The sequence below is a fragment of the Paenibacillus agaridevorans genome (genome assembly GCF_003112455.1).
Taxonomy (GTDB): domain Bacteria; phylum Bacillota; class Bacilli; order Paenibacillales; family Paenibacillaceae; genus Pristimantibacillus; species Pristimantibacillus agaridevorans.
Genome location: NZ_BDQX01000281.1, coordinates 65,968 through 89,599 on the forward strand (window position 1 = coordinate 65,968; position 23,632 = coordinate 89,599).

General features: G+C 55.5%; 18 protein-coding genes and 1 pseudogene. 13 read left to right on the forward strand and 6 right to left on the reverse strand.

The annotated features are described in order from the left end of the window. The 3 genes and pseudogenes from PAT3040_RS38940 to PAT3040_RS22525 all read left to right on the forward strand — a co-directional run. Positions 1–1,055 (forward strand): annotated as a pseudogene (locus PAT3040_RS38940) (pyridine nucleotide-disulfide oxidoreductase); the annotation flags it as partial. Further along, positions 1,052–1,402, forward strand: coding sequence for a 4Fe-4S dicluster domain-containing protein (locus PAT3040_RS22520; RefSeq protein ID WP_108994471.1), 351 nt, complete (start codon positions 1,052–1,054; stop codon positions 1,400–1,402). The pseudogene PAT3040_RS38940 and the gene PAT3040_RS22520, both read left to right, overlap by 4 nt. Before the next feature lie 150 nt (positions 1,403–1,552). Next, entirely contained in the window at positions 1,553–2,893 is a 1,341-nt protein-coding gene (locus PAT3040_RS22525; protein WP_181376773.1) for an ABC transporter substrate-binding protein, read from the forward strand. Between the two features lie 326 nt (positions 2,894–3,219). Here PAT3040_RS22525 and PAT3040_RS22530 read toward each other — a convergent pair whose 3' ends face one another. The 3 genes from PAT3040_RS22530 to PAT3040_RS22540 form a co-directional block, all read right to left on the reverse strand. After that, entirely contained in the window at positions 3,220–4,824 is a 1,605-nt protein-coding gene (locus PAT3040_RS22530) for an FAD-dependent oxidoreductase (protein ID WP_108994473.1), read from the reverse strand. A 20-nt stretch (positions 4,825–4,844) separates the two neighbouring features. Continuing rightward, positions 4,845–6,224: an ABC transporter substrate-binding protein gene (locus tag PAT3040_RS22535; protein WP_108994474.1), complete on the reverse strand. Its 1,380-nt coding sequence runs from the start codon at positions 6,222–6,224 to the stop codon at positions 4,845–4,847. Between the two features lie 68 nt (positions 6,225–6,292). Then, on the reverse strand, positions 6,293–6,646 hold the full coding sequence (locus tag PAT3040_RS22540; protein WP_108994475.1) for a 4Fe-4S dicluster domain-containing protein: 354 nt from the start codon (positions 6,644–6,646) through the stop codon (positions 6,293–6,295). Positions 6,647–7,055: 409 nt separating this feature from the next. Between PAT3040_RS22540 and PAT3040_RS22545 the strand changes: the two genes are divergently transcribed. Further along, positions 7,056–7,862, forward strand: coding sequence for an alpha/beta hydrolase family protein (locus PAT3040_RS22545; protein ID WP_108994476.1), 807 nt, complete (start codon positions 7,056–7,058; stop codon positions 7,860–7,862). 735 nt (positions 7,863–8,597) lie between these two features. Then, positions 8,598–8,786 carry a hypothetical protein gene (locus PAT3040_RS22550; protein ID WP_146200517.1) on the forward strand — a complete coding sequence of 63 codons (189 nt, stop codon included), beginning with the start codon at positions 8,598–8,600 and terminating at the stop codon, positions 8,784–8,786. Positions 8,787–9,127: 341 nt separating this feature from the next. Here PAT3040_RS22550 and PAT3040_RS22555 read toward each other — a convergent pair whose 3' ends face one another. The 3 genes from PAT3040_RS22555 to PAT3040_RS22565 all read right to left on the reverse strand — a co-directional run bounded on the left by PAT3040_RS22555 (position 9,128) and on the right by PAT3040_RS22565 (position 12,515). Beyond that, complete coding sequence (locus tag PAT3040_RS22555) at positions 9,128–10,471, reverse strand: ABC transporter substrate-binding protein (protein ID WP_108994478.1); 1,344 nt, start codon at positions 10,469–10,471, stop codon at positions 9,128–9,130. 116 nt (positions 10,472–10,587) lie between these two features. Next, positions 10,588–10,908, reverse strand: coding sequence for a 4Fe-4S dicluster domain-containing protein (locus PAT3040_RS22560; RefSeq protein ID WP_108994479.1), 321 nt, complete (start codon positions 10,906–10,908; stop codon positions 10,588–10,590). Further along, positions 10,905–12,515, reverse strand: a complete 1,611-nt coding sequence (locus PAT3040_RS22565) for an FAD-dependent oxidoreductase (RefSeq protein WP_108994480.1) — start codon at positions 12,513–12,515, stop codon at positions 10,905–10,907. The genes PAT3040_RS22560 and PAT3040_RS22565 overlap by 4 nt, the downstream gene beginning before the upstream one ends. A 347-nt stretch (positions 12,516–12,862) precedes the next feature. Here PAT3040_RS22565 and cysK point away from each other — a divergent pair, with 347 nt between their 5' ends. The 8 genes from cysK to PAT3040_RS22605 all read left to right on the forward strand — a co-directional run. Beyond that, on the forward strand, positions 12,863–13,807 hold the full coding sequence (gene cysK / locus PAT3040_RS22570; RefSeq protein ID WP_108994481.1) for a cysteine synthase A: 945 nt from the start codon (positions 12,863–12,865) through the stop codon (positions 13,805–13,807). Between the two features lie 327 nt (positions 13,808–14,134). Continuing rightward, entirely contained in the window at positions 14,135–14,722 is a 588-nt protein-coding gene (locus PAT3040_RS22575) for a thioredoxin family protein (protein ID WP_108994482.1), read from the forward strand. Positions 14,723–14,871: 149 nt separating this feature from the next. Then, the gene (locus PAT3040_RS22580; RefSeq protein WP_108994483.1) at positions 14,872–16,236 is read left to right on the forward strand and encodes an ABC transporter substrate-binding protein; all 1,365 of its coding nucleotides are present in this window, start codon (positions 14,872–14,874) and stop codon (positions 16,234–16,236) included. A 66-nt stretch (positions 16,237–16,302) separates the two neighbouring features. Then, positions 16,303–17,412, forward strand: a complete 1,110-nt coding sequence (locus tag PAT3040_RS22585) for an ABC transporter ATP-binding protein (protein WP_108994484.1) — start codon at positions 16,303–16,305, stop codon at positions 17,410–17,412. A 62-nt stretch (positions 17,413–17,474) separates the two neighbouring features. Then, positions 17,475–20,459 carry an extracellular solute-binding protein gene (locus tag PAT3040_RS22590; protein WP_108994485.1) on the forward strand — a complete coding sequence of 995 codons (2,985 nt, stop codon included), beginning with the start codon at positions 17,475–17,477 and terminating at the stop codon, positions 20,457–20,459. 46 nt (positions 20,460–20,505) lie between these two features. Beyond that, complete coding sequence (locus tag PAT3040_RS22595) at positions 20,506–21,474, forward strand: carbohydrate ABC transporter permease (RefSeq protein WP_373863969.1); 969 nt, start codon at positions 20,506–20,508, stop codon at positions 21,472–21,474. After that, positions 21,475–22,365, forward strand: a complete 891-nt coding sequence (locus PAT3040_RS22600) for a carbohydrate ABC transporter permease (RefSeq protein WP_108994487.1) — start codon at positions 21,475–21,477, stop codon at positions 22,363–22,365. It abuts the gene before it with no gap. A gap of 17 nt (positions 22,366–22,382) precedes the next feature. After that, positions 22,383–23,632, forward strand: a 1,250-nt coding sequence (locus PAT3040_RS22605; RefSeq protein ID WP_181376774.1) for an SMP-30/gluconolactonase/LRE family protein, incomplete at its 3' end; no start/stop codon positions are given.

The window sequence follows — 23,632 nt, forward strand, 5'->3', positions numbered from 1 at the left end:
TGGGCTGCAATGTTCAGACCGGCGACGGACAGTTAATGGCTGCCGAGCTTGGCGTGGAGATGTCCGGCATGGAGTTTAGCCGGCAGTACGCGACCACGGCAGCGTTCGGCACGATTACGCGCAACCGTCTGCTGGGATTCGCGTCCTTCTACGACGAGGAGGGACGGATCATTCACGAGGGCGGCCCGCGCGGAGACCATTTTTTTGCGGTACAGCTCGACAAGGGTCCGGTGTACGCCATGCTTACCCAGGCCGACACGCAAGAGAAAAGGGATATTCTGAGAGCTTCCACGCCTTTGTGGTTCGTCCCGTTCGATCGGGCGGGGATCGACCCTTTCACCCAGAAGTTCCCGATTGCGATGAGATACGAGGGGACGATTCGCGGAACCGGAGGCATTCGGATTACGGGCGAGGATTGTTCGACGGCGGTTCAAGGTCTGTACGCCGCCGGCGATGCAGCCTCGCGGGAGAAGACGGCCGGAGCGCGCTCCGGCGGAGGCGCCTATAACGCTTCGTGGGCGATTGCGTCGGGAACCTGGTCGGGCCAAGGGGCCGCGGAATACGCGCTGGAGCAAGCCAAGGAAGCGCGACAGCGCAATCTGCAGGCTGCAGGCAGGCATGGACTTGCCCATACCGCATCCGCAACCGTCGAAATTCCGGTTCGCGAGGTGATAGAGCGCGTGCAGCGGGAGATGTTTCCGCTTCGCATTAATTACTTCCGGAGCGAGCCGGTGTTGAAGGCGTCCTTGGAGAGGCTGAATCTACTATGGCCGCTCGTGCAAGGACAAGTCGGGCCTACCGCGACCAATCGCGTGCAGTCCCGGGAAGCCGCCGCGATGGTCGCGAATGCCAGATGGATGTATACCGCCGCTCTGCTTAGAAAGGAAACAAGGGGGATGCATACGATGCAGGAATACCCTGAGCTGGACGACCGGTTGAATCACCGGTTGTTATTGTCCGGGACCGATACCATCACGTTTCGCGCGGAGCAAGTTTCCGGGCATCAAGGCCGTCATATCCCGCCGGTCATCGTAAAGGAGCGGCAATCCGTATGATCGAGCTGGTGAGCGAGGACCGCTGCATTCAATGCGGGTTATGCGTGAAAGTATGTCCAACGAACGTCTTCGACAGCGATGTTTCAGGCTTGCCGGTCATTGCCAGGCAGGAGGACTGCCAGACCTGCTTTATGTGCGAAGCCCATTGTCCCGCCGACGCGCTTTATGTTGCCCATCATGCCGACGAGAAGGTGGAAGTGAACGAAAAAGATTTGATCGAACGCGGTCTGCTTGGCAGTTGGCGGGCCGTGATCGGATTCGGCAGCGGCGGCAAGGTATCGATGGCTGCAGCGGATACGACGCCTATTCTAAGAAGGATGAGGTCCGGGATCGGCAGAGCGCAATGAACGGACAATGAAAGAGTCATGCTGCTATTGCATAGCGAGCAATGGATCGCGACCAAGTAAACGGAGGAGATAAGCGTACCTTGACGGGACGCTATCTCCTTTTTTTATTCAATTAAAACCAACTATAATTATATGAAAAGGTGGATATATATGAAGCGATCATGGATTGGATTAATCATGTTGACGTTGTTCGTCGTATCGGCATGCGCTTCCGGAACAGGCGGCAAGACGGCCGCAGGAAGCACGAATGAAGACGCTCCGGTCTCTGCATCGCCGACAGAGAAAGCAACCGAGACCACGCAGGAGGAAATCGAGCTGACGATATTCAAATACGGCGGAGTCACCTTGACGAACACGGAGGTCGAGACGTATTTCAAGCCGGTGGAGAAAAAATTTCCTCACATCAAGATCAAGCTTCTCGACATTCCGGAGGGCGATCCCATTGAACCGCTAATAACGGCGGGGACGATTCCCGATCTTATATTCGGCGGCGGTTACGCGGAGTTGAAGGAAAAGGATCTGATCGCGGATCTCGCGCCATTAAAGGAAAAGTACGGATACGATGAAAGCCGGTTGAAACCGGAAGTCGTCAGCGCGATCAATCAGTCCTCCGAAGGCAATCAACTCCCGTTCTCCATCAACTTGCCCGTCTTGTACGTCAATAAAGACATCTTCGATCGATTCAACGAGCCCTATATTAATGAAGTAAAAACATGGGACGAGATTATCGGGATCGCGAGCCGCTTGACCAGATCGGAAGGAGGAGTCCAATATGTAGGCATCGATCTCTCTCCTACGCGGCTAGGTAGCGGCTTGTCGCTCGATATTATCGACCCGGTCACGGGGCAAGCTGCGGTGACGGACGAACAATGGACTAAGGTGTTTAAAACGCTGGAAAAGCTGTATGCCATTCCGGGATTCGTGCAAGGGGAGGATTACCGTCACGACGACAAGGATGACGTGTTTTACGCGGATCAGAATTTGGCGCTCTATACCCACAACCTGGCCCAGCTTGTCGGTCCGCTTGAGGAGCTTCGGCAGCAGGGAGTCACGCTTAATTGGGATTTCGCGCCTCATCCGAACTTCGAAGAAGCGCTCGGCACCAGCGTGGAGATTAACGTGCATCGATTCGCGATAACGAAAGGCGGCCAATATCAGGACGAGGCTTATCAGGTCTTGAACGAATTGCTGTCCGAAGAAGTACAACGGCTCGTCAGCCGGAACGGCCGCGTCTCCGTACTAAATAATCCGGAGCTTGAGCTGGAATACGGCGCGGATATTGAAGTGCTGAAAGGAAAGACGATCGAAAATATTTTCAAAGCCGACCCGCGCGAGTTGAATGCGGAAAATGCGAACGAACGCAAAATTACAAAATACATCGGCGAAGCCGCGGCGGATCTCGCCATTCGCGGCGTGGATGTCAACACGGCGCTTCGCACGGCGGCGGACAAAATCAACAAAGACCTGGAGACGCTGGGAAAGACGAAGTAGCGAATGGAGCCGGGGGAGTGGGAAGACTAAAAGATGCAGGGGGATCGTAAGACGCAAGGATGATGCCTGCGTCTTTTTTTGTAACAAACTGAGTTCTTGAAAGACGTTATAACACAAAGGCGACTGAAGGTGGCGGCGGAGAATTGTGTATGAAAAATCATACTCGAGGAGCAGTTGGCGGGTGTGTAAGGAGAATTGTGTATGAAAAGTAATACACAGGGCAGGTGGCTGGCGTAACGGCCACTGTTGTAGAGGCTACGCAAAAGGGGTTGCCCCTGGCGGGACAGCCCCAACTCCTTTGTCGGCAAAGAGTATGTTGTTCGCGTTTAGACAGGTACTTTGTCATATCGCACGGATATGTGATCCAGCCCCCACAGGGCGATGCGGTGCAGCTGCGAGGGATCTTGCTCGGGATATTCGGCAAGCGTATGCATGGCCCGAGTCTCCTTTCGCTGAAGGGAGGCGATGTGCATCCATCGCGCGGTAGCCGTCATGGCCGCGATCTCTCGCGCTCGAATCCGTTGCTGGAAGCCCTCGTAACCGGCGGCGCTGCCGGCGATCGGCCATATGGCGTTCAGACGTTGCAGCGATTCCCGAATAGTCGACTCCCGGCGGAAGTAGTTGATCTTGAGCGATACTTCGTGCTGAACCGCTTTAAGGAGCTCGGCGTTATCCGGACGTTGGATGTCCGAGATCGCAGAGGCTTCGCTGTCGCCGCTGCCGGACTTAGGCTGCAGTCCAAATCGGCCTACGGGCCGCAGATTGCGCTGACCTGCGTGGCCAGGCTGCGCCGCCGCGTAAGCAGCCGCCGCCTCGCCGGACCATGTGCCCGAGCATATGGCCCACGAAGCGTTGAAGGCCCCGCCCCCGGACATGCCGCCCATCAGCCGCTCGCGCGATGCCGCGTCTCCCGCAGCATACAAGCCGGCAACCGTAGTCGAACAATCTTCTCCGACGAGCCGTATGCCTCCCGTGCCGCGGACGGTTCCTTCTCCCCTGACCGTAAGCGGAAACTTCTGCGTGAACACGTCGATGCCGACCCGATCGTAAGGAAGGAAGAAGATCGCGTGTGATCTTCTTAAAATGGCTTGTTTCTCCGGGGTGTCGGCTTTGTTGAGCATGGCATAGACCGTCCGGCCTTCGCTAACCGCCTTGTGCAGAATTTGGCCGCGGTTGCCGTCCGAATTGAGCACGTTGCCGGCCTCGTCGTAATACGTCGCCCAACCGAGCAATCGTCCGCGCGTGACGGTGCCGAACGCCGCGCTTGGCGCATAGGCACGGCTGAATTCCATGCCGGACAGCTCCGCGCCCAGCTCGGAGGCCATCAATAATCCGTCGCCCGTAAGCACGTTGCAGCCGAGTCCTTTGCTCAAGAAGGCGCATCCGCCGGTAGCGACGACGACGGCGTTCGCCCTGACTTCCCAGTCGGTCCCGTCCGGCCGACATACGCCTCGGGCTCCTCCGACCCCATGTTCATCCGCGAGCAATTCGAGCGCAGGATGCTGATCGAGCACCTTGACTCCAGCTTTTAGAACGACCTTTCGCATCAAATTCATATATTCCAGACCCTGCAGATGTCCGCGCTGCGGAACGCCATGCTCGTCGCGCACGAACGGGTAGCCCCATTGCTCAATGCGCTCCAGATTGATATATACCTGGTCCAATACGCGATAAGTCCACGAGCGCTCGGACAAATAACCTCCGCCGACGTATCGCTGCTCCACGGCTTTGTCTCTCAATTCCCGATCGGGCGGCAAATAAAGCAGATTCGTGCCCCCGGGTGCGGTCGCGCCGCTTGTCCCCAAATACCCTTTGTCCGCAAGTACGACTTTCGCGCCTTGGGAGGCGGCGCTCCACGCCGCCCAGGCGGCCGCGGGGCCGCCTCCCAGCACGAGAACGTCCGCGGTCAATTTACGTCCCAGTTCGCTCATGCTTTCATCTCCTCTCTGCATTAAGGTTTCGTAATCTTTAACGTTTCCAAGTCTTTGCGAATGGCCTCTTCGGCCGCTCGGATCGCCGTATTGACGTCGGTTCCTTTGAGCGCGATATCCGCGAACGCTTGTGTTACATGTTTGGAGACATCACCCTCCAGACGGTGTTGATCCAGAACGGGAGGCTTCGTTTTGAAAATATTTTCGATCTTCTTGCCCTTCAGCACCTCGATATCGGCGCCGAACTCCTTCTCAAGCTCCGGATTGTCGATGGCGGGCACGCGGCCGTTGCGGGACAGAATCCGCTGCACGTCGTCCGACAAAATATGGGCGAGTACCTGGAAAGCCTCGTCTTTGTGCTTGCTGACGCTGGAGATGGATACCGAATGCACGTTGGCGACTTTGCCCTGCCCCAGATTATCCTCGAAGTTCGGGATTGGAGCCAGATCCCAGTTCAATGGCTTGCCTTGGGCGCGAAGCTCTTCCAGAGGGCCGATCAGATTGGCCAGCAGCGTCGGTCGAATGGCAAGATTCTGATCGACGATAAAGGAGTCACGGTCATATTGATATTGTTCGCCTTGGACGAAACCGGGGAGCTGCACGTTCTTCTGCACGGTCTCGAACACGCGCCGCCATTGCCCGGATTGAAGCGTCGGTTCGCCGCTCTCCGGATCAAGAGCGAAGATGCCATAACTTCCTTGCAGAGTGGCAGGGCCGTTGTTCAGATCGGTGCCGATGTAGTTGACGCCGCCATCGGAACGCGTCAGCTTCTGGGAGATGTCGAGCAAGGCATCCCATGTGATCTGTTCATCGGGCGGATAGGCAACGCCGAATTTGTCGAAGATGTCCTTGTTATAAAATAGCGCGGCGACATTGGATGAGAAGGGGAGCGTGAACAGCTCTCCCTCCTTGGAGAAATTCAGGACGGAGTCCAGCAATACCGGCTTCAGCCGCTTGGTATCGAATCCGTGTTTCTCCGCCAGGGGTGTCAGGTCGGCGAATACGCCAAGCTCCTGGAACGTATAGTAGGAGCCGCTCGTCTGATAGATAATGTCTGGCACATCGTTCGAGGTTAATACCTCAGCCGGCTTGACGCCATCGGCGGGAACGATCTTCTCGAGCGTAATATGCGGGAATTTTTCCTTGGTCGGTTCTTCGAAAAATAATTTGAATTCCGTATCGGTCAACGTTCCGCCGCCGACGTAAAATTTGAGCGTAACGGGCTCCGGTGCGGCTTCGGTAACGGGAGCTTCCGAAGCTTTTGTCTCGCTCGGCTGATCCGTTGCCTTGGCCCCTGCAGTGGATGACGGAGCGTTGTCGGATCCGCTCCCGCAAGCCGATAAAGCGAATGCGGATATAAGCGCCATAGTTAGCGCGGTTGTCTTTGATTTTCTATTCATGGGTAATGCCCTCTCTTCATATAGGAATTGAAATCTCAAGTTTGTCGCTCCAAGAACGAACAAGCCGGTCAATATGTGCGTTGCTGCGGACGCGGCGGAAGAATACGATTAATGAATTCGGTAGAATCAATAGACGCCAGCTTGGTGCGGCCGGGTCCCCATCCGATCGTTGCGCGCCAGCTTCCCAGAACTCCCGAAGCGGCAAGCTCGGCTTCGTCTACCGTTACGGGAGTATCGGCGTAGGGCGCAACGTACAGCGCATCGGCGGGACAATGGGCTTCGCAGACGAAGCAAGTCTGACAATCCTCTTGGCGCGCGATAACGGGAAGGCCGCTATCGTCGGCATCGAACACGAAGGTGGGACAGACCTTGACGCATATCCCGCAGGTAATGCATTTCTCCTCGCTCACCAGCTCGATCAATTTCCTTTCTGCCTCCTTTGTGCGTATAAGGGTATGCATGGTGTGTGACGCCTCTACAGGCTTAGGCGCAAATAAAAAAAGATGCGCTACGACTGTAGGCATCTCCGCTCAAACGGTTGATTGGCAAACCGATATACATTATTCATATTAGTTTACTTGGATATAACGGTATCATACATTCCCATTCTGATGAGGTCAAGAACAAATTATAAGGGTAGGCCTAAGGGGAAAGATGTGGGAAGAGACGGGTTGACAAATGAAAAGCATGCTGATAGCATATCATCAAATAACCAAGTAATATAATTGGTATTGTTGTAATTTCAAATGGAATTGACCGTTCAAACGGAGGTTGTCTTGCCAGCAAGACGAAACTTCTGTTTTTTTATTTTAAGTAGAGGAGCGAGGAGACATGTCGAAACAAGCGATTGCATCTGAAACATTCGAAATTGGGTTGGGCGAAGGATTGAAAGTAAAAGGGCGAGTTAGGGCAATTCCGGACGGCGTCCGCAAACCCGTCGTGGTCGTTGCCCACGGATTCAGAGGTTTCCAGGATTGGGCGTTCTGGCCGGAAGTCGCCGAGAGGTTGGCCGGTCTGGGGTATTACGCCGTAAGCTTCGACTTCTCCCGGATTACGGCGAAAGAAGAGGGGCTTGACGAAACGCAGGTAGCGGAAGCGAGCACCGTAAGCCAAGAGTTAAGCGATCTTGAGGCGCTGCTGGGAGAAATCAAGCATAGAGGGCTGCCGCTTCGAGAGGAGGCGGATGCCGGGAAGGTTGCGCTTCTCGGCCACAGCCGGTCGGGCGGCAGCAGCATTATCCATGCCGGAGAGCACCCCGAATCGGTGTCGGCGGTTGTTGTATGGAACGGCGGAGCTTCGCCCGTTAACGTTTCCTCGGATCCCAATCTGACGCTCGTTCAGCGCGCCGTAGCCCTGGATCAGGAGAAGAACTCGGAACGTTTCAATGTGACGAACCATTTTGTCGGTCTGACGCTGCCAGCTCTTATCGTGCAAGGAGATGCCGACAGCCAGCGGCTGCTCGACTTCGTGGACCGGCTGAAGGAGCTGGCTCCGGGACAGAAGTACGTGTCCATTCCAGGCGCCAACCATACGTTTGGCGTGACGCATCCGTACGAAGGAGCGACGGAGCAACTGAACGCCGCGTTCGAGGAGACGGCCGCGTTCCTGAACGAATCATTGGGCGGCAAAGTCGTATAATTCAGAGTAAAGGCAACGCAAATAACCTCGAAACCGCGACAACGTGGATGGGGGTTATTTGTCGTAAGAAAATGCCAATGAAGGCTTCGAGCCTTTCTCTGACTCGGTCGTGCAGGTTGCGAGAGAAGAGGTCGGTAGGTAATCGATTGGAGCAATTAATATTCATGGAAAGTCGATTGGTATTTGTACAAAGAACACCACTTAGTGGAGTGCTTTTTTCAATATCAAACACTTTCGCCGTGTGGCTATTCGTTACGACAATCGAACCCAAATCATTCTTGTCGTTGGATCAACAGGCTTGGATGGGTTATCCTTTCTTGGTCGAATGAAGAATAACCCACCTTTGGCGTCAACCTTAGAGTGGGTTTTATTTTCTCTTGTTGTTAGAGTTGATGTTGACTCAGCTTCTCTGTTAATAGCTTTAGCCTGACCAAGGAGCGTTGGCGACGTAGCGTGAATATTTGTCTGAACGAATCTATACAGATCTTGCCGAACCCCGAAAATATCACGAATGGGGGGAGAGTGAACAAATTTTAGAGCAGACAATTAAACAAGCAGATCCCGAATTTTATCGAGCATTCAGCAATATGCTGTATGATTACATCCTGACGTGAGGGGAAAAACAGGCATAACCGCATACCCGAGACGTTCTCTGTGGTAATGAGAACAGGTGAGACACTCAAACTTAGAGAAGCTGTGACTTTATATGAACTACAGACGCAAGAGCAGGGAGCGGTGATGCTGACTGCAGAGCAGGAACGCGATGTGGTACTGGACGAGATTGTACGGCTGATGAAGAAGTATCGAGGAACTTACGAAATGACCATTAGGGACAAGACACAGCGAACGATTGAAGAAGAGCGTGATGCCTCTATTTGGCTTGTTCTGCTTGATGAGTTGAGGGAAATGAATGAAGCGCCGTAATGATGAATCTCGATGATCCACAGCGAACATAAAGGCCAGGCCTGGGGCTTAAGACACCCCGCAGCGCTGGCCTTTATTTGTTACGTACGCATACAGCCGCAATATGGGCAAGAAATGAACGGGAGCAACTGTAACGGAACTGAAAGCCTTTATTTCGGCAAAAAGCAACACATCGCAAATCTAATGGAACTGACAGCCCTTATGATAGGCCAAAGTCCGCGTTTTGGCTGGAATTCTCACGAATAACGTCGCAAGGTTCCGTTAGATTTTAATATCACGCCAAACGAGCCCAATAAGGTCTCTCATTTCCATTTACAGGTTGGCGATGATCGATTGCAGCCTCACTTATTGGAGGTAGCCTTCAGCCTTGCCACCTCGGCATTGATGTTCTCTTCGAGCGTCCGCAATGCCGTATTGACGTCGACGCCGTCCAGCGCGAGCGAACGGTACGCCTCCGTGACGAACTTGGCCACCTTTGATTCGTATTCATGCGGCTTGTGCAGCTGAACACCCCGCGCCTTGAAGAGATTATCGATCTTCTTGCCCTGCAGGTCGGGAACGTCTGCGCCGAACTGACGGTCGATCTCGTCATTGGCGATGGAAGGCAGCCTGCCGTTCCGCGACAGAATCGTCTGCACCTCGTCAGACAAAATGTTCGCGATGACCTGGAAGGCCTCGTCCTTATGTTTGCTTTGGCTGGAAATATACAGCGAGTGAATGTTGACCTCCTTGCTCGTTCCCAGCGCATCGGGGAAATTCGGCACCGGCGCGATGTCCCAGTTGATGGGATCTCCCGCTTGCCGCAGCTCCTCCAGCGTGCCCACCATGTTGGCGATGTAGCTCGGCCTCATCGCCAATATTCGATCCGTTATGAAGGCGTCTTTGTTGTACAGATAAGTTTCTCCCTGCACGGTGCCGGGCACCTCGAACACCTTTTGCTGGAACTCGAATACTTCCTTCCACTCCGGCGTGTTGACGACGGCTTGCCCCGTATCGGGGTCAAGCGTGCCGAGAGCAAGGCTGCTCTGGAGATGTGCGGGGCCCGAGGCGACTTCCAGTCCGATGTATTGAACGCCGTTATCGTTGCGGGTCAGCTGTCTGCCCAGTTCAAGCGCTTCTTCCCAGGTTAGTTGCTCATCGGGAGGATAGGGAACGCCGAATTTATCGAAAATGTCCTTGTTATAGTAGAGAATCGTATCGTTGTCATTGAAGGGAAGCGCGTGGAGACTGGTGCCGTTGTCGCTGTAGTCGGTAATCGATGCCAATATGTGCGGCTTGATGCGGTTGACGTCGAAGTCGTATTTGGCGATCAGATCGTCCAGCAAATAATCGAGATTCAAATCCCGCAGCTGGTAATAGGTTCCGACGCTGGCATAGATGATGTCGGGGATCTCGCCGGATGCGATGAGCTCGGGCAAGCCGGTTCCTTGCGGCGGAACAATGCGTTCGACCGTAATGTGCGGATATTTCTTTTTAGTGGGTTCCTCTACCATTAGACGAAATTCGGTGCCGGACAGATTGATTCCGTTAACGTAAAACTTGAGCGTTACAGGCTCAGGGTCGCCCGCCTTTCCTTGCTCGTTGTTTTCTACGGGTTTCGTTCCCGTTCCTTGCGAGCAGGCGGCGGTAACCAACAGGAAGGACAGGAAGACGGACGTAATAATGGACGGCTTAGACATTCTCATGGAAACACACTCCTAGTCGTTATGGTCGGCTCTTTTTTACTGCTCAAAATAGAGAAGAGGCGCGCTTCAAGGAACGAAGCACGCCTCCGATTTAACGGTCGGTATACGCAAAAAGATCAGTTGCGGCCCTCCAGCATGAGCGGATGACGGGTAATCGGCGTTCTGCCCGGTCCCCAGCCGATCTTCTCCCGATAGCTGCCCAAGAGGCCGTTCTCTTCCAGCAGCTCTTCCTCGACCAGATCGCTGCCCTCCGAATTCGGCGATACGTATAAAGCGTCAACAGGGCAGTACAACTCGCACATGAAGCAGGTCTGGCAATCGCTTTGTCTAGCGATAACGGGGATGTCTCCCTCCACCTTATCGAACACATTGGTGGGGCATACGGATACGCACAGGTTGCACTGAATGCACTTCGACTCGCTTACGATCTCGATCAAGCCAGCACGACCTCCTTGGAAACCTCTTCGGTTCTAACGCTGACCTCGTCCAGTCCGCCGCTAATGAGCCGATGCCGTTGGCTGCCGTCCAGCGAAGGATAATCAACCCTTTTATGCATGCCGCGCGTTTCGGTCCGGAAGCGGGCGGAACGATACATCCAGCGGGCGGTCGCGGTCATGGCCGCGGCTTCACGGAACTTGTAGGCGCGGTTATCGAGCGTAATAGGAGTTGCCCGGACTTCCTTCCACAGTTGATCCAGCCTCTCGAGTGACGAGACCAGTCCTTGTTCGGTCCGGAACAGATTGCGGTCGTACGGATGCACCTCGGCTTTGACGGCTTCGACGATGTCGCCCGTCTTGCCCCCAGTCGACGTTTCCTGCCGGGTCAACTGCGAGGTGGATAATCCCTTCAAGGCACGTTCCGAGGATCGCGTTCCCAGTGATTTCGCATAAGAGGCAGCGCCTTTGCCGGAGAAAGAGCCCGAGGACATCGCCCATGCGGCGTTATGGCTGCCTCCGCCCGTGAAGCCCCCGCAGATGAGCTCCCGCGTCGCGGCATCGCCCGCGGCATACAATCCGGGTACGGCCGTGCCGCAATCCTCGTTCACGATATGGATGCCGCCTGTCCCGCGTACAGTTCCTTCCAGTCTTAACGTGACGGGGAACATGTCGCGGAACGGATCGATGCCGAGACGGTCGAACGGCAGGAAGAAGTTGGTCTGGCCGACGCGAAGCCGTGGCCGGATTTCCTCCGGCGCTTGATCCAATCTAGCGAACACTTGGCGCCCTTGAAGGAGATTGCGGGCGATGACGGAACGGCCGCGCTGCGAGCCTGCGCCTTCCACGATGCTGCCGTCTTCGTAGTAGAAGGAGGCGTAGCGATAATATGCGGTTTTGGTAATGGATGCGAAGCTCGGAGAGATCGCGTAGGCATTGGAGAACTCCATGCCGGACATCTCCGCTCCGGCCTCGGCGGCTAGCAGGTAGCCGTCGCCGGTCAATACGTTGCAGCCAAGCGCCTTGCTTAGAAAGGCGCAGCCGCCAGTCGCGATCACGACGGCTCCTGCCCGTACCTCCCAGTTCTCCCCAGTCTGCGTGCGAACGCCACGCGCGCCGCCCACGCCGTGTTCGTCGGCGAGCAATTCCAGAGCGGGGCTATGATCCAATATTTTCACGCCGGCCTTCAGGACAAGCTTGCGCATCAGCTTCATGTATTCCGGGCCCTGCAATCCTCGGACAACGCTTTTGCCGCTCCCGTCGAGTGGGAAGGGATAACCTAGCTCCGCCAGATGGTGCATGCGTTCGTAGGCTTTATCGAGCACGCGGTTCATCCACGCATTCTCGGCCAGCTGCCCGCCAAGCTCGTAACGGCTCATCTTCGCTTCCAATCGCGCTTCGGCATCGGGCTGGATATACCAAACCCCCGTTCCGGAAGGAGCGGTCGCGCCGCTTGAGCCGCAATACCCTTTGTCGGCCAGCACGACTTTGACGCCTTCATTCGCCGCGGACAAGGCTGCCCATGTGCCGGCGGGACCTCCACCGATAATGAGTACATCGGCAGTCAACGATATTCCTACGGAACTTTGCATTGATTCGCTCATAATCATCTCCACCTCTCCTGATAATAAAATAAGCCATCCGGCAGTTGCCGACTTGCGGCAGACGTCCAGATGACTGGTCCATTCGACATACACACTATTCTTACTGGTGTAGTCGGATATTTTGGTAATAAGGTATCATGGCTGTTAAGGGCTGTCAATAGGCGTATTGTCTCTCCAGACAAATAGTAAAATTACATATTGTCAACTTAGACGACTCATGTTATAGTAATAAAAAGTTTAGAAAGTCACTTGGAATAGTGGGTATTAAGCAGTCAACCGTTCAAACGGAGATGCGCTTCCTTTTATTAAGGAGGCGCATTTTTATTTTCGAAACCATGAAGGGGGAAGCTCTAATGGCACGCATCGTCAATCATATCACCGATTTGATCGGAGATACGCCGCTCGTTCGTTTGAACAAAATCGTTCCCGAGGGCAGCGCGGAAATTTATTTAAAGCTCGAATTTTTTAACCCCGGCAGCAGCGTGAAGGACCGGATCGCCATCAGCATCATCGAGGAAGCGGAGCGCGAAGGGAAACTGAAGCCCGGCGCAACGATTATCGAGGCGACGAGCGGCAACACGGGGATCGGCATCGCACTCGTGGCGGCGTCTAGAGGCTATCGCGCCATACTTGTTATGCCGGAGACGATGAGCCTGGAGCGGCGCAATCTGCTGCGAGCCTACGGAGCGGAGCTGGTGCTTACGCCGGGTACCGAAGGGATGAAGGGCGCCATCCGGACCGCCAAAGAAATTTTGGACCGGAATCCCGACTACTTCCCGGCTCAGCAATTCGACAATCTCGCCAATGTGAAGATTCACCGGGAGACGACGGGGCCGGAGATCGTGGAGGCGATCAACTCCTTGGATGGCAAACTTGACGGATTCATCGCCGGCATCGGTACCGGGGGCACGATCACGGGAGCCGGAGAAGTGCTTCGCACGGCGTTCCCGGATATTGTTATCGCCGCGGTGGAGCCGGCCGCATCGCCGGTGTTGTCGGGCGGCAGCCCAAGCCCGCACAAAATTCAGGGCATCGGAGCGGGTTTTGTTCCTTCTATCCTGGATACCGACATCTACAACGAAGTGATCCAGGTGACGAACGAGCAAGCTTTCGAGACGGCACGGCTGGCAGCGAAGAAGGAAGGGATTCTGGGCGGCATCTCGTCGGGAGCCGCGATCTATGCAGCGCTGCAGTTGGCTGAGAGACTGGGCGCCGGCAAACGTGTCATCGCCGTCGTGCCGAGCAACGGAGAACGTTACTTGTCGACGGTCCTGTATGCGGAGGAACAACAAGCTTAATGGAGGTAGTTCAAAAAGTCCGCTTCCCATCACGGAGTAATTCAAGTAGCGTATTCGACATCGAATATTGAATTCAGGCGAAACTTCCGGTGCTCACGTAGCTCCACTACGCTCCGCTCCTCAGTTTCTACCTTCTTTCAATCTTCTCGGTGCTGAAAACCGAACTTTTTGAACTTTCATTAATATAAACGAAAATATAAATGAACGAAGCGTTCGACTGGTCAACCAGAGACACGGCTTCCCGAATCGGGCAGTCATGTCTCTTTTTTGTTTCCCCTATGGGCGGAAACGGCTATACAACATTGAAATGGAGAAGGGATGATTAATATGGCATACACACTACAAATAGGTGAGAACGCACCGGAGTTTAAATTGCTTGCGACCGACGGGAAACATTATACCTTAAACGATTTCGCGGATGCGAAGGCGCTTGTCGTATGGTTCACGTGCAATCATTGCCCCTTCGTCAAGGGCTCGGACGAGGTGACTCGGACGACGGCATTAAAGTACGGACCGCAGGGCGTCGCCTTCGTCGCGATTAATGCGAACAGCGCAACAACTAACCCGGATGATTCCTACGAGAAGATGATTGAGCGCATCGATGAGCATAAGTTCCCGTGGACTTATCTTCACGACGCGCAGCAGGAAGCGGCACTGGCCTACGGAGCGCTTCGCACGCCGCATTTCTATGTGTTCGATGCCGAGCGCAAGCTGATCTATACGGGCCGTGCGGTCGACTCTCCTAAGGATGCGGAGAAAATTACATCACACGATCTGGAGAACGCGCTTGACGACTATCTGGCAGGGCGGGAAGTTGCCGTACCGCTGACCAACCCGGTCGGTTGCAATGTGAAATGGGAGGGCAAGGACAAACGGTGGATGCCGGAAGAAGCTTGCGATTTGGTGCTTAATTAAATAACGGATCAGTACGAGACATAAGGACATTCGCGAGCGGAGCGAAGCAGGCCTCGCTCGCGTGTCCTTTTTTTCATGTAACTAATCCCAACTATTTCAATGCGAATTATTAATATATATAAAATCGACCCACAAGAGGAGAATGAAAGATGAAAAGGGCTGGACTTATTCTATTGTCGTTAATCATGATGATCACGATGCTTGCAGCATGCAGCGGCGGAACCAAAAACGGTTCGGGAGCCGATACAAGCGGCGGCACGACGCCGACGGCCACGGAGAAGGGGGAAGACAATCAGGAGCCCGTCACGCTGAAGGTGCTTCGGGCGGGCATTACCGTCACGCAAGCGGAATTCGAGAAGACGCTGCTGCAACAGACGAAGGAGAAATTCCCGCATGTCACGTTGGAGTGGGTGGACGCACCTGAGGATGTGGAACTTGAGCCGCTGATCACGTCGGGCGAGGTTCCCGACATTATGTTCGTGTCGACGACTTCCATTGCCACGACGCTAAAGGACCTGGATCTTGTGGAGAATCTGGCGCCTTATATCGAGAAACATAACGTGGATCTAAGCCGTCTCAAGCCGGTCGTGCTGGACGTCGTTCAGAAGTATTCGCCGGAAGAGGGGGTGGCGGCTATCCCGTTCTCCGTGAACCTGCCCGTTATTTTCTATAACAAGGACATCTTCGACAAGTTCGGGGCTTCGTATCCGCCGAATGAGCAAATGAGCTGGAATCAAGCCATCGAGGTCGGCAAATCGGTAACGCGCAGCGACAATGGCGTGGACTATGTCGGCATCGATCTATTCGGCTCCAGCAACATCGCGACCGGACTTGATCTGTTCATTATCGACCCGGAGACGGGCAAAGCCGACGTGACGACGCCGCAATGGCGCAAAGTGTTCGAGCAGCTGCAGAAGAGCTATGAGGTGCCGGGATATATCGGTGCCGACGGTCGATACCAATATGCGAACGACGACGATATTTTCTTTAATGAACAGAATCTGGCCATTGTTGCTTACAATATCGCCCACTTGCTGGGACCGCTCGAGGAGCTGCGCCAGCAAGGAATCGAGCTGAACTGGGATTTCGCGCCGTTCCCGAATTTCGAGGAGAACCTCGGCACGGGCAAAGCAGTCAACGTGCATTCCCTGGTCGTGACGAAAGCGAGCAAACATAAGGATTTGGCTTTCCAAGTCATCGCGAACCTGCTTACGGACGAATCGCAGCTTGCGCTTGCCAAGGCGGGACGTGTGCCAACGGTGGAAGGCAAGCAGTTCGAGGAAGTGTACGGACAGGAAATTCCGGTGCTGGAGGGCAAGACGGTCGAAAATATTTTCAAAGCGCCGCCGCGCAACGCGATCAAGCCTCACAAATTCGAAAGCAAAGTGCGCAAATTTTTGACGGAGGCGGAGCGCAGCATCGCCGTCGACGGCGTGGACGTCAATACGGCGCTTCGCGTAGCCCAGGAAGGAATCGAAAAGGAATTGGAGACGCTGAACAATACGAGCAAGTAAGCAAGCGAAGCGGGATCGTCGCCAAGCAAGCGGCGGTCCCTTTGCATCTCATAGGAGGCGGGCGGGATGGCAAGCATATCGATTCAGCACTTGTATAAGCGATACGGCAAGGATAAGCAGAACGTCGTGGACGACTTCCATCTCGACATCAGGGATAAGGAATTTCTTGTCTTCGTCGGCCCCTCCGGCTGCGGCAAATCGACGACGCTGCGGATGATAGCGGGACTGGAGGACATTACGGAGGGCGAGGTCTACATCGGCGAGCAGCTCGTCAACGATCTGCCGCCAAAGGACCGCGACATCGCCATGGTATTCCAGAATTACGCGTTATACCCCAACATGAGCGTCTACGAAAATATTGCATTCGGCCTGCGCCTGCGCAAGCAGCCGCGCCACGAAATCGATCTTGCGGTGCGCCGCGCGGCCCGGGTGCTGGAAATAGAGCCTTACTTGAATCGCAAGCCGAAGGAACTATCTGGAGGGCAGCGCCAGCGCGTCGCGCTGGGCAGGGCGATCGTGCGCGATCCCAAGGTGTTTCTGATGGATGAGCCGTTATCCAATCTGGACGCGAAGCTGCGCGTTCAGATGCGGATGGAGCTGATCAAGCTGCACAAGTCGTTGGGCGCGACCTTCATCTACGTGACGCATGACCAGATCGAAGCGATGACGATGGCGGACCGGATCGTCGTCATGAAGGACGGCATCATTCAGCAGATCGATACGCCCGAGGCCGTCTATCAGACGCCGAGCAATACGTTCGTCGCCAGCTTTATCGGTTCTCCCCAGATCAACTTCGTGGAAGGAAAGATCGTCGAGGAGCCTGGCGGCAACCTGCTCTTCAACACCTCGCGGTTCGGACTTCGGATTCCGAAGGATTCCGCCGATCTGCTGCGCAAGCATAACAAGATCGGCCGCCGGATTACGCTTGGCATACGTCCGGAGCATATCGGCCCCGAGGGGCTGTATTCGGACTCCGTCTTGACGGGCATCTACAAAGTCAGCGAGCTGATGGGAGCCGACCGGTTCCTGCATCTGGATATCGGTCAAGATAAGCCGCTGGTGGTCCGGGTTGAGGCTTACTATCGCTGCGAAGAGAACGAGAAGCTGAGAATCGTCATGGACATGTCGAAGGCGTTGTTCTTCGATGCGGACACCGGACAAAGGTTGACGCACTAAATAGGGTCGTTCAAAAAGTTCTATTGAAGACGGCGAAGTCATGGCGGAAGGAGAGATAACGAATGACGAGAAAATACGGCGGCAAAAGGGTATTGTTCGGAATTCTGATCGCGCTGGTCGTCGCCGTGCTGCTGCTGGCCGCGTTTATGGCGCCGGCGAATGGAGCAAAGGGATTGTCGGGGACTTACGAGCCGACCGGCGAGCTGGCGGGTTTCCGGCAATGGGACGACCGCTCCATCGCGGAAGCGGAGCTGGAGCCCTACTATGCCAATGTGCTGGCGGAGCTGGGGTCGGAAGGCGTACAGAACGCCGAGTCTCGCATAACGATCCCTGCCGGTACGCCATCCGCCAAATCAAGCGACATTGCGCTGACCGTAGGCGAATACGAGGGAAAGAGCGGCGTCCTGATATGGGAATCCAAGGATACGAACTGGGTGGAGTACGAGGTGACTGTGGCGGAGGAGGGCTTGTATGAAATTTACGCGTCTTATCACCCGCTAATGGGAGATGGCTACACCCGTCCGATCGTATTGGATGTCACGATAGACGGCGCCCGCCCGTTCCGGGAGGCTTCTTCCATTACGTTATACAGGTTGTGGAGAGACAAGGACGAGCTGAAAAAAAACGACGACGGGGATGAAATCCGCCCCGTAGCCGAGGACATATCGGGATGGTTGACCCATCCGTTAGCCGATTCGGGAGCGAATTACGCCGAACCGTTTCGATGGCACTTCACCCCGGGCAAACATACGATCCGGCTGGAGGGCTACGAGCCCGTCGCGATCTCCGAGCTGACGCTTGAGCCGCCGCGGACGCCGCTTTCGTACGGGGAGGTTGCAGCGACATATGGCGAAGCCGCATCGGGGGACGCCGAGGTGCTGACGATTCAAGCGGAGCGAATGACATGGAAAAACGATCCGTCCGTCGTCATGATGTGGGATCGCGACTGGCGCACCGTTCCCAGAGCCGAGGGACGCATCACCTATAACACGATGGGCGGCGTGCGCTGGGACTGGCCGAACCAGGAGGTAGGCTGGGAGTTCAACGTCTCGGAGAGCGGCTATTACAAGATCGGGCTGAGGGCGTTGCAGAACCGCTTCTCCCAGAAGGCTTCGTTCCGCACGATCCGGATCGACGGCGAAGTGCCGTTTCGGGAATGGCTGACGTATCGATTCCCGTATCACTCCGATTGGCAGGAAGTCGTCTTGTCCGACGATGCGGGGGAACCCTTCCTCGTATATTTGGAGCAGGGCAAACACACGCTTTCGCTCGCGCTGACGCATGCAGCGGTAAGCCCTATCGTGCGGGGCATCGAAAATTTGAGCGCCCTGCTGCGGGACATCGAGCAGGATCTCAGCTCCATGACCAGCGGTCAAACCGACCGCAACCGGACATGGAAGATCGATCGCGATCTGCCGGGGCTGCGGGAGCAGCTGGAGCAGGCGGCTTCCAATCTGGATGCGCTGGCGGCGGGCATGGAAGAAGTGAACGGCCGCAAGGACAGCGCAAGCGAAGGCTTCCGCTCTTCGGCCGGCGATATCCGCAGCCTGCTGCGTATTCCGGACGAAATTCCGTACCATATCGACGAAATATCCTCCATTACGGAGAAGATCAACAATTTCGTGGTCAATATGCACAAGCAGCCTTTGCAGCTTGACGAGATCTTTATCGCTCCGAGCGACAAGAGCTTTCCGAATATGACCGCATCGTGGGCGGATAAGGCGGCTGGAGTAGCTGCGAACTTCTTTTATTCCTTTAACACGCGTCAAAGTCTTGGCGAGATGGACGACAGGGAGCTTAACGTCTGGGTGCTGCGCGGCCGCGATTACGTGACTCAACTGCAGGATCTTGCGGATGAGACGTTTACGCCGCTCACCGGCATCAAAGTAAAGGTCAATCTGCTGCCGAACCCGCAGCTCCTCGTCATGTCGAACGCGGCCGGCTTGCAGCCGGATGTGGCGCTCGGCCTTAACCAGGATTTGCCCGTCGACTATGCGATACGGGGCAGCGTGTACGATTTGTCCCAGTTCGATGACTTCGGGGACATCTACGATCAGTATAGCCCAGGCTCCTGGCAGGCGCTTTACTACGATAAGGGGTACTACGCGGTGCCCGAGACGCAATCCTTCCAGGTGCTTTATTATCGCAAGGATATTATGAGGGAGCTTGGGCTGGACATACCGGAGACGTGGCAGGATGTATACGATCTGCTGCCGACGCTGCAGCAGCACTTCATGAATTTCTATATCGATCCGGGGGAATTCCTCCCGTTCATCTCGCAGAACGACGTGGAATTTTATACGCCGGACGGCTTCGCGACGGGACTGGATACGCCGGGGGGCTTCGCCGCCTTCAAGCAGTGGACCGACCTCTTCAACATGTATGCCTTGGAGAAGCAAGTGCCGAGCTTCTATCAGCACTTCCGGAGCGGCAAGATGCCCATCGGCATCTCTGATTATAACATGTACGTGCAGCTCTCCGCGGCGGCGCCGGAGCTGAACGGTCGATGGGGCATCGCGCTCATTCCCGGCGTCGAACAGGGGGACGGCTCCATTAAGCGTTGGGCGGGCGGCCAGCAGACGACCGGCGTCGTATTCCAGGAATCGCGGAAGAAGGACGAAGCATGGGAGTTTCTGAAATGGTGGGTGTCCACGGAGACGCAAGTGCGTTACGGCTCCGACTTGGAGGCGATCAACGGCGTGTCGTTCCGCTGGAACACCGCCAATATCGAAGCGTTCGTCCAGCTGCCCTGGAAGCGGGAGGACGCCAACGTTATTCTGAGGCAGTGGGCCTGGTATAAGGAGAAGGAGAATCCGCCCGGCGGATACTTCATGGGGCGCGAGCTTAATAACGCATGGGTGCGCTCCGTCATAGACGGCATGAACTACAGGGCGTCGCTGGAGGCGTCCATTCTGGACATCAACCGGGAGCTGCTGCGGAAGCAGCAAGAGTTCGGCTTCGTAGACGCGGAGGGCAACCCGTTCAAGACATTGGACTTCCCGATCGTGAAGGAGCCATGGGACGAGGTGAATCGTTATGTCAAGTAAGACCGGAGCAGGAGGAACCGCGGCATTGAGAGAATCGAGGTCCGAGCTGGGAAGATCGGTCTCTCCACCCGAAGCGGCATCGGTTTCCGTTCGATCGCCGGGCCGCTTTAGAACGCTGCTGAACGAAGTGTGGAGTTATCGCCTGAGCTATCTGTTTATCGCGCCGTTCATGCTTTGTTTCGTCGCCTTCATCGTCGTTCCTGTCCTGGCAGCGGTCGCTTTAAGCTTCACGTACTTCAACGCAATCGAGTCGCCGCGTTTCATTGGTTGGCAGAACTTTCAATATCTCATCTCGCAGGATTTGCTGTTCCTGAAGCACGCGCTGCCGAATACGTTCAAGTTCGCCATTATCGTAGGTCCAGGCGGCTATATCGCGGCTTTCCTGCTCGCTTGGCTCATCTCGCAGCTTCCTGCGGTCACGCGCAAGTGGTTCGCGCTGGCGATGTATACGCCGTCGCTTACGATAGGCATCGCAATGTCCATCGTCTGGCTGCCCATGCTGACGGGGGATAGGATCGGCTATCTCAACAGCGTGCTGCTCAGGCTCGGCTGGATCGATACGCCGCAGCTGTGGGTCACCGATCCCAGCTATTTGATGAATGCCATGATCGGCGTGACGTTATGGTCCAGCATGGGAGTTGGTTTCCTCGCGATGCTGGCTGGCATTCTGAACGTGAACAAGGATTATTACGAGGCTGCCCGCATCGACGGCATGAAGAGCCGTCTCCAGGAAATTTGGTATATCACGATTCCATCCATGAAGCCGCAGATGCTGTTCGGCGCAGTCATGGCGATCGTGACAACCTTTAAGACGGGCGCAATCGGCGTGGAGCTGTCCGGCGTCAATCCGACCCCCGCCTATTCCGGCCATCTCATCATTAACCATATCGACGACTTTGGTTTCATCCGGTTCGAGATGGGGTATGCGGCGGCTATCTCGGTTTTCCTGCTTCTATTAATGTACGCGTCCAACAAATTAAGCTGGGGCTTGTTCGGCTCGAAGGGAGACGAATAGATGAACGCGCTGCGCTCGCTGCTGAAGCTTCGGAGACGTCCCCGCCTGTCGGCGATGGACGGCTTTCAGAAGCTGCTCACCTTATTGCTTATCGTGTTGTCGGTATTCATGCTTCTGCCGATCGTCTATATTTTCAACCATGCCTTTAAGCCCTATCACGAGCTGTTCCTATATCCGCCGACGTTCTTTGTTCAGGAGCCTTCGCTGCAGAATGTAAACGAGCTCCTCGCCGTTACGGCGCGCTCCACCGTCCCTATGATCCGGTACCTGTTCAACAGCGTGTTCGTATCGGCGCTTGCGGTGCTGCTCGTGACGGGTGTCAGCGCGCTGTGCGCCTTCCCGCTCTCCAAGCACCGCTTCCCGGGAGCGGGCTTCGTGTTCGCCGCCATTCTTCTGACGCTGATGTTCGCGCCGGAGGTCGTGCAGATTCCGCGATATCTGGTCGTCAGCGAGATCGGCATCATGAACACGTATTTCGCCCATTTGCTGCCTCTAATGGCGATGCCGATCGGCGTATTCCTGCTGAAGCAGTTCGTGGACCAAATACCGGATTCGCTTCTGGAGGCGGCAAGGATCGACGGGGCGAGCGAATTCGTCGTTTTTCTCCGCATTGTAGTGCCGGTCTGCATGCCCGCCATCGCGACTGTCGCGATTCTGGCTTTCCAGAACTCGTGGGGCAATATCGAAACCTCGGCGCTGTTCATGCTGGACGACGAGATGAAGAGCTTCGCGTTTTTCCTGTCGACCTTGACGAACAATCTTGCCAACAACGTGGCGATGCAAGGCGCGGCAGCCGTGGCTTCCCTTATCATGTTCGTGCCGAACCTCATTGTGTTCGTCATACTTCAGAGCAAGGTGATCGCCACGATGGCGCATTCCGGAATCAAATAAGAGCGGAGGGAGAAGAGATGAAGAGACGGCTTGCGCTGCGCGCGTTGCAGCTGACCGCTGCGGCGACGATCGCGTTTCTTGCGGTCTATCCGGGCAAGGCTCATGCGGATGTGCCATACCAGACTTACTACAAAGACCAATACCATCAGCAATATCGCATTCAGACGGCATATCGCCCCGAAGGCGCGCTTGGCCGGGAGCTGTTCATCGCAGACCCCGAAAGCGAGGGGGGGCTGAAGCACTCTCCGCTTAATCAGCCGCAGGATTTGTTTATCGATGATCAGGATGAGCTCTATATCGCGGATACGAACAACAATCGGATCGTACATCTGGACAGCGGCGGAGAACTCGTGCGCATGTTGACCTTTCCCGATAATCCGCTCAATCGTCCGCAAGGGCTGTTCGTGCATGACAACGGAGATATCTACATTGCCGATACGGGCAATAATCGCGTGCTCCGCGTCAGCCAGGAAGGCGAAGTGCTCGCGGAATACGGCCGGCCGGACTCCAAGCTGATCCCGGATTCGTTTAAGTTCGACCCCGTCAAGCTCGTCGTCGACAAACGCGGATTTCTGTACATCGCCACGCTTGGCGGTTATCAAGGATTGCTGCAATTGGATCCCAAGGGCGAATTTCAAGGTTTCTTCGGCGCCAACCGCACAAGCTTCTCCTTCGTCGACAGCGTGAAGCGTCTTCTGTATACGCGGGAGATGTACGAGCGAGAGATCAGCAAGTTGCCGGGATCCATTACGAGCGTCGATCAAAACGGAGAAGGCTTCATCTATACGGTCACCAAGGAGGTAGGGCAAGGTCAGCTCAAAAAGCTGAACATCGCCGGTCTCGATCAGTTGTCCGGCAAGGGGGAATTCGCCGATTCTTTGTCGGATGGCCGCTTTGGAGAAACGATACGGGATCCGAACGCCGTACGGCAGACGGCTCCGCAATTAAACGATCTGACCGTGGACGCCGACGGCAACATGACGGTGGTCGATTCCCGGCTGAACGTCGTCAGCCAATACGACGGCAACGGCAATCTGCTGTTTTTCTGGGGCGGCGCCGCGGGAGACACGACGACGAAGCTCGGCCTCGTAAAGACTCCGGCGGCCGTCGCGAATGATTCTTCCAACAATCTGTACATTCTTGACAGCGAGAACAACGTCATTCAGAAGTATGAGCTGACGGAATTCGGAGCACTGGTGCACCAGGCCAACAGCTTGACGCAGGACGGACGTTATGAAGACAGCGAGCCGTTATGGCGGGGAGGCCA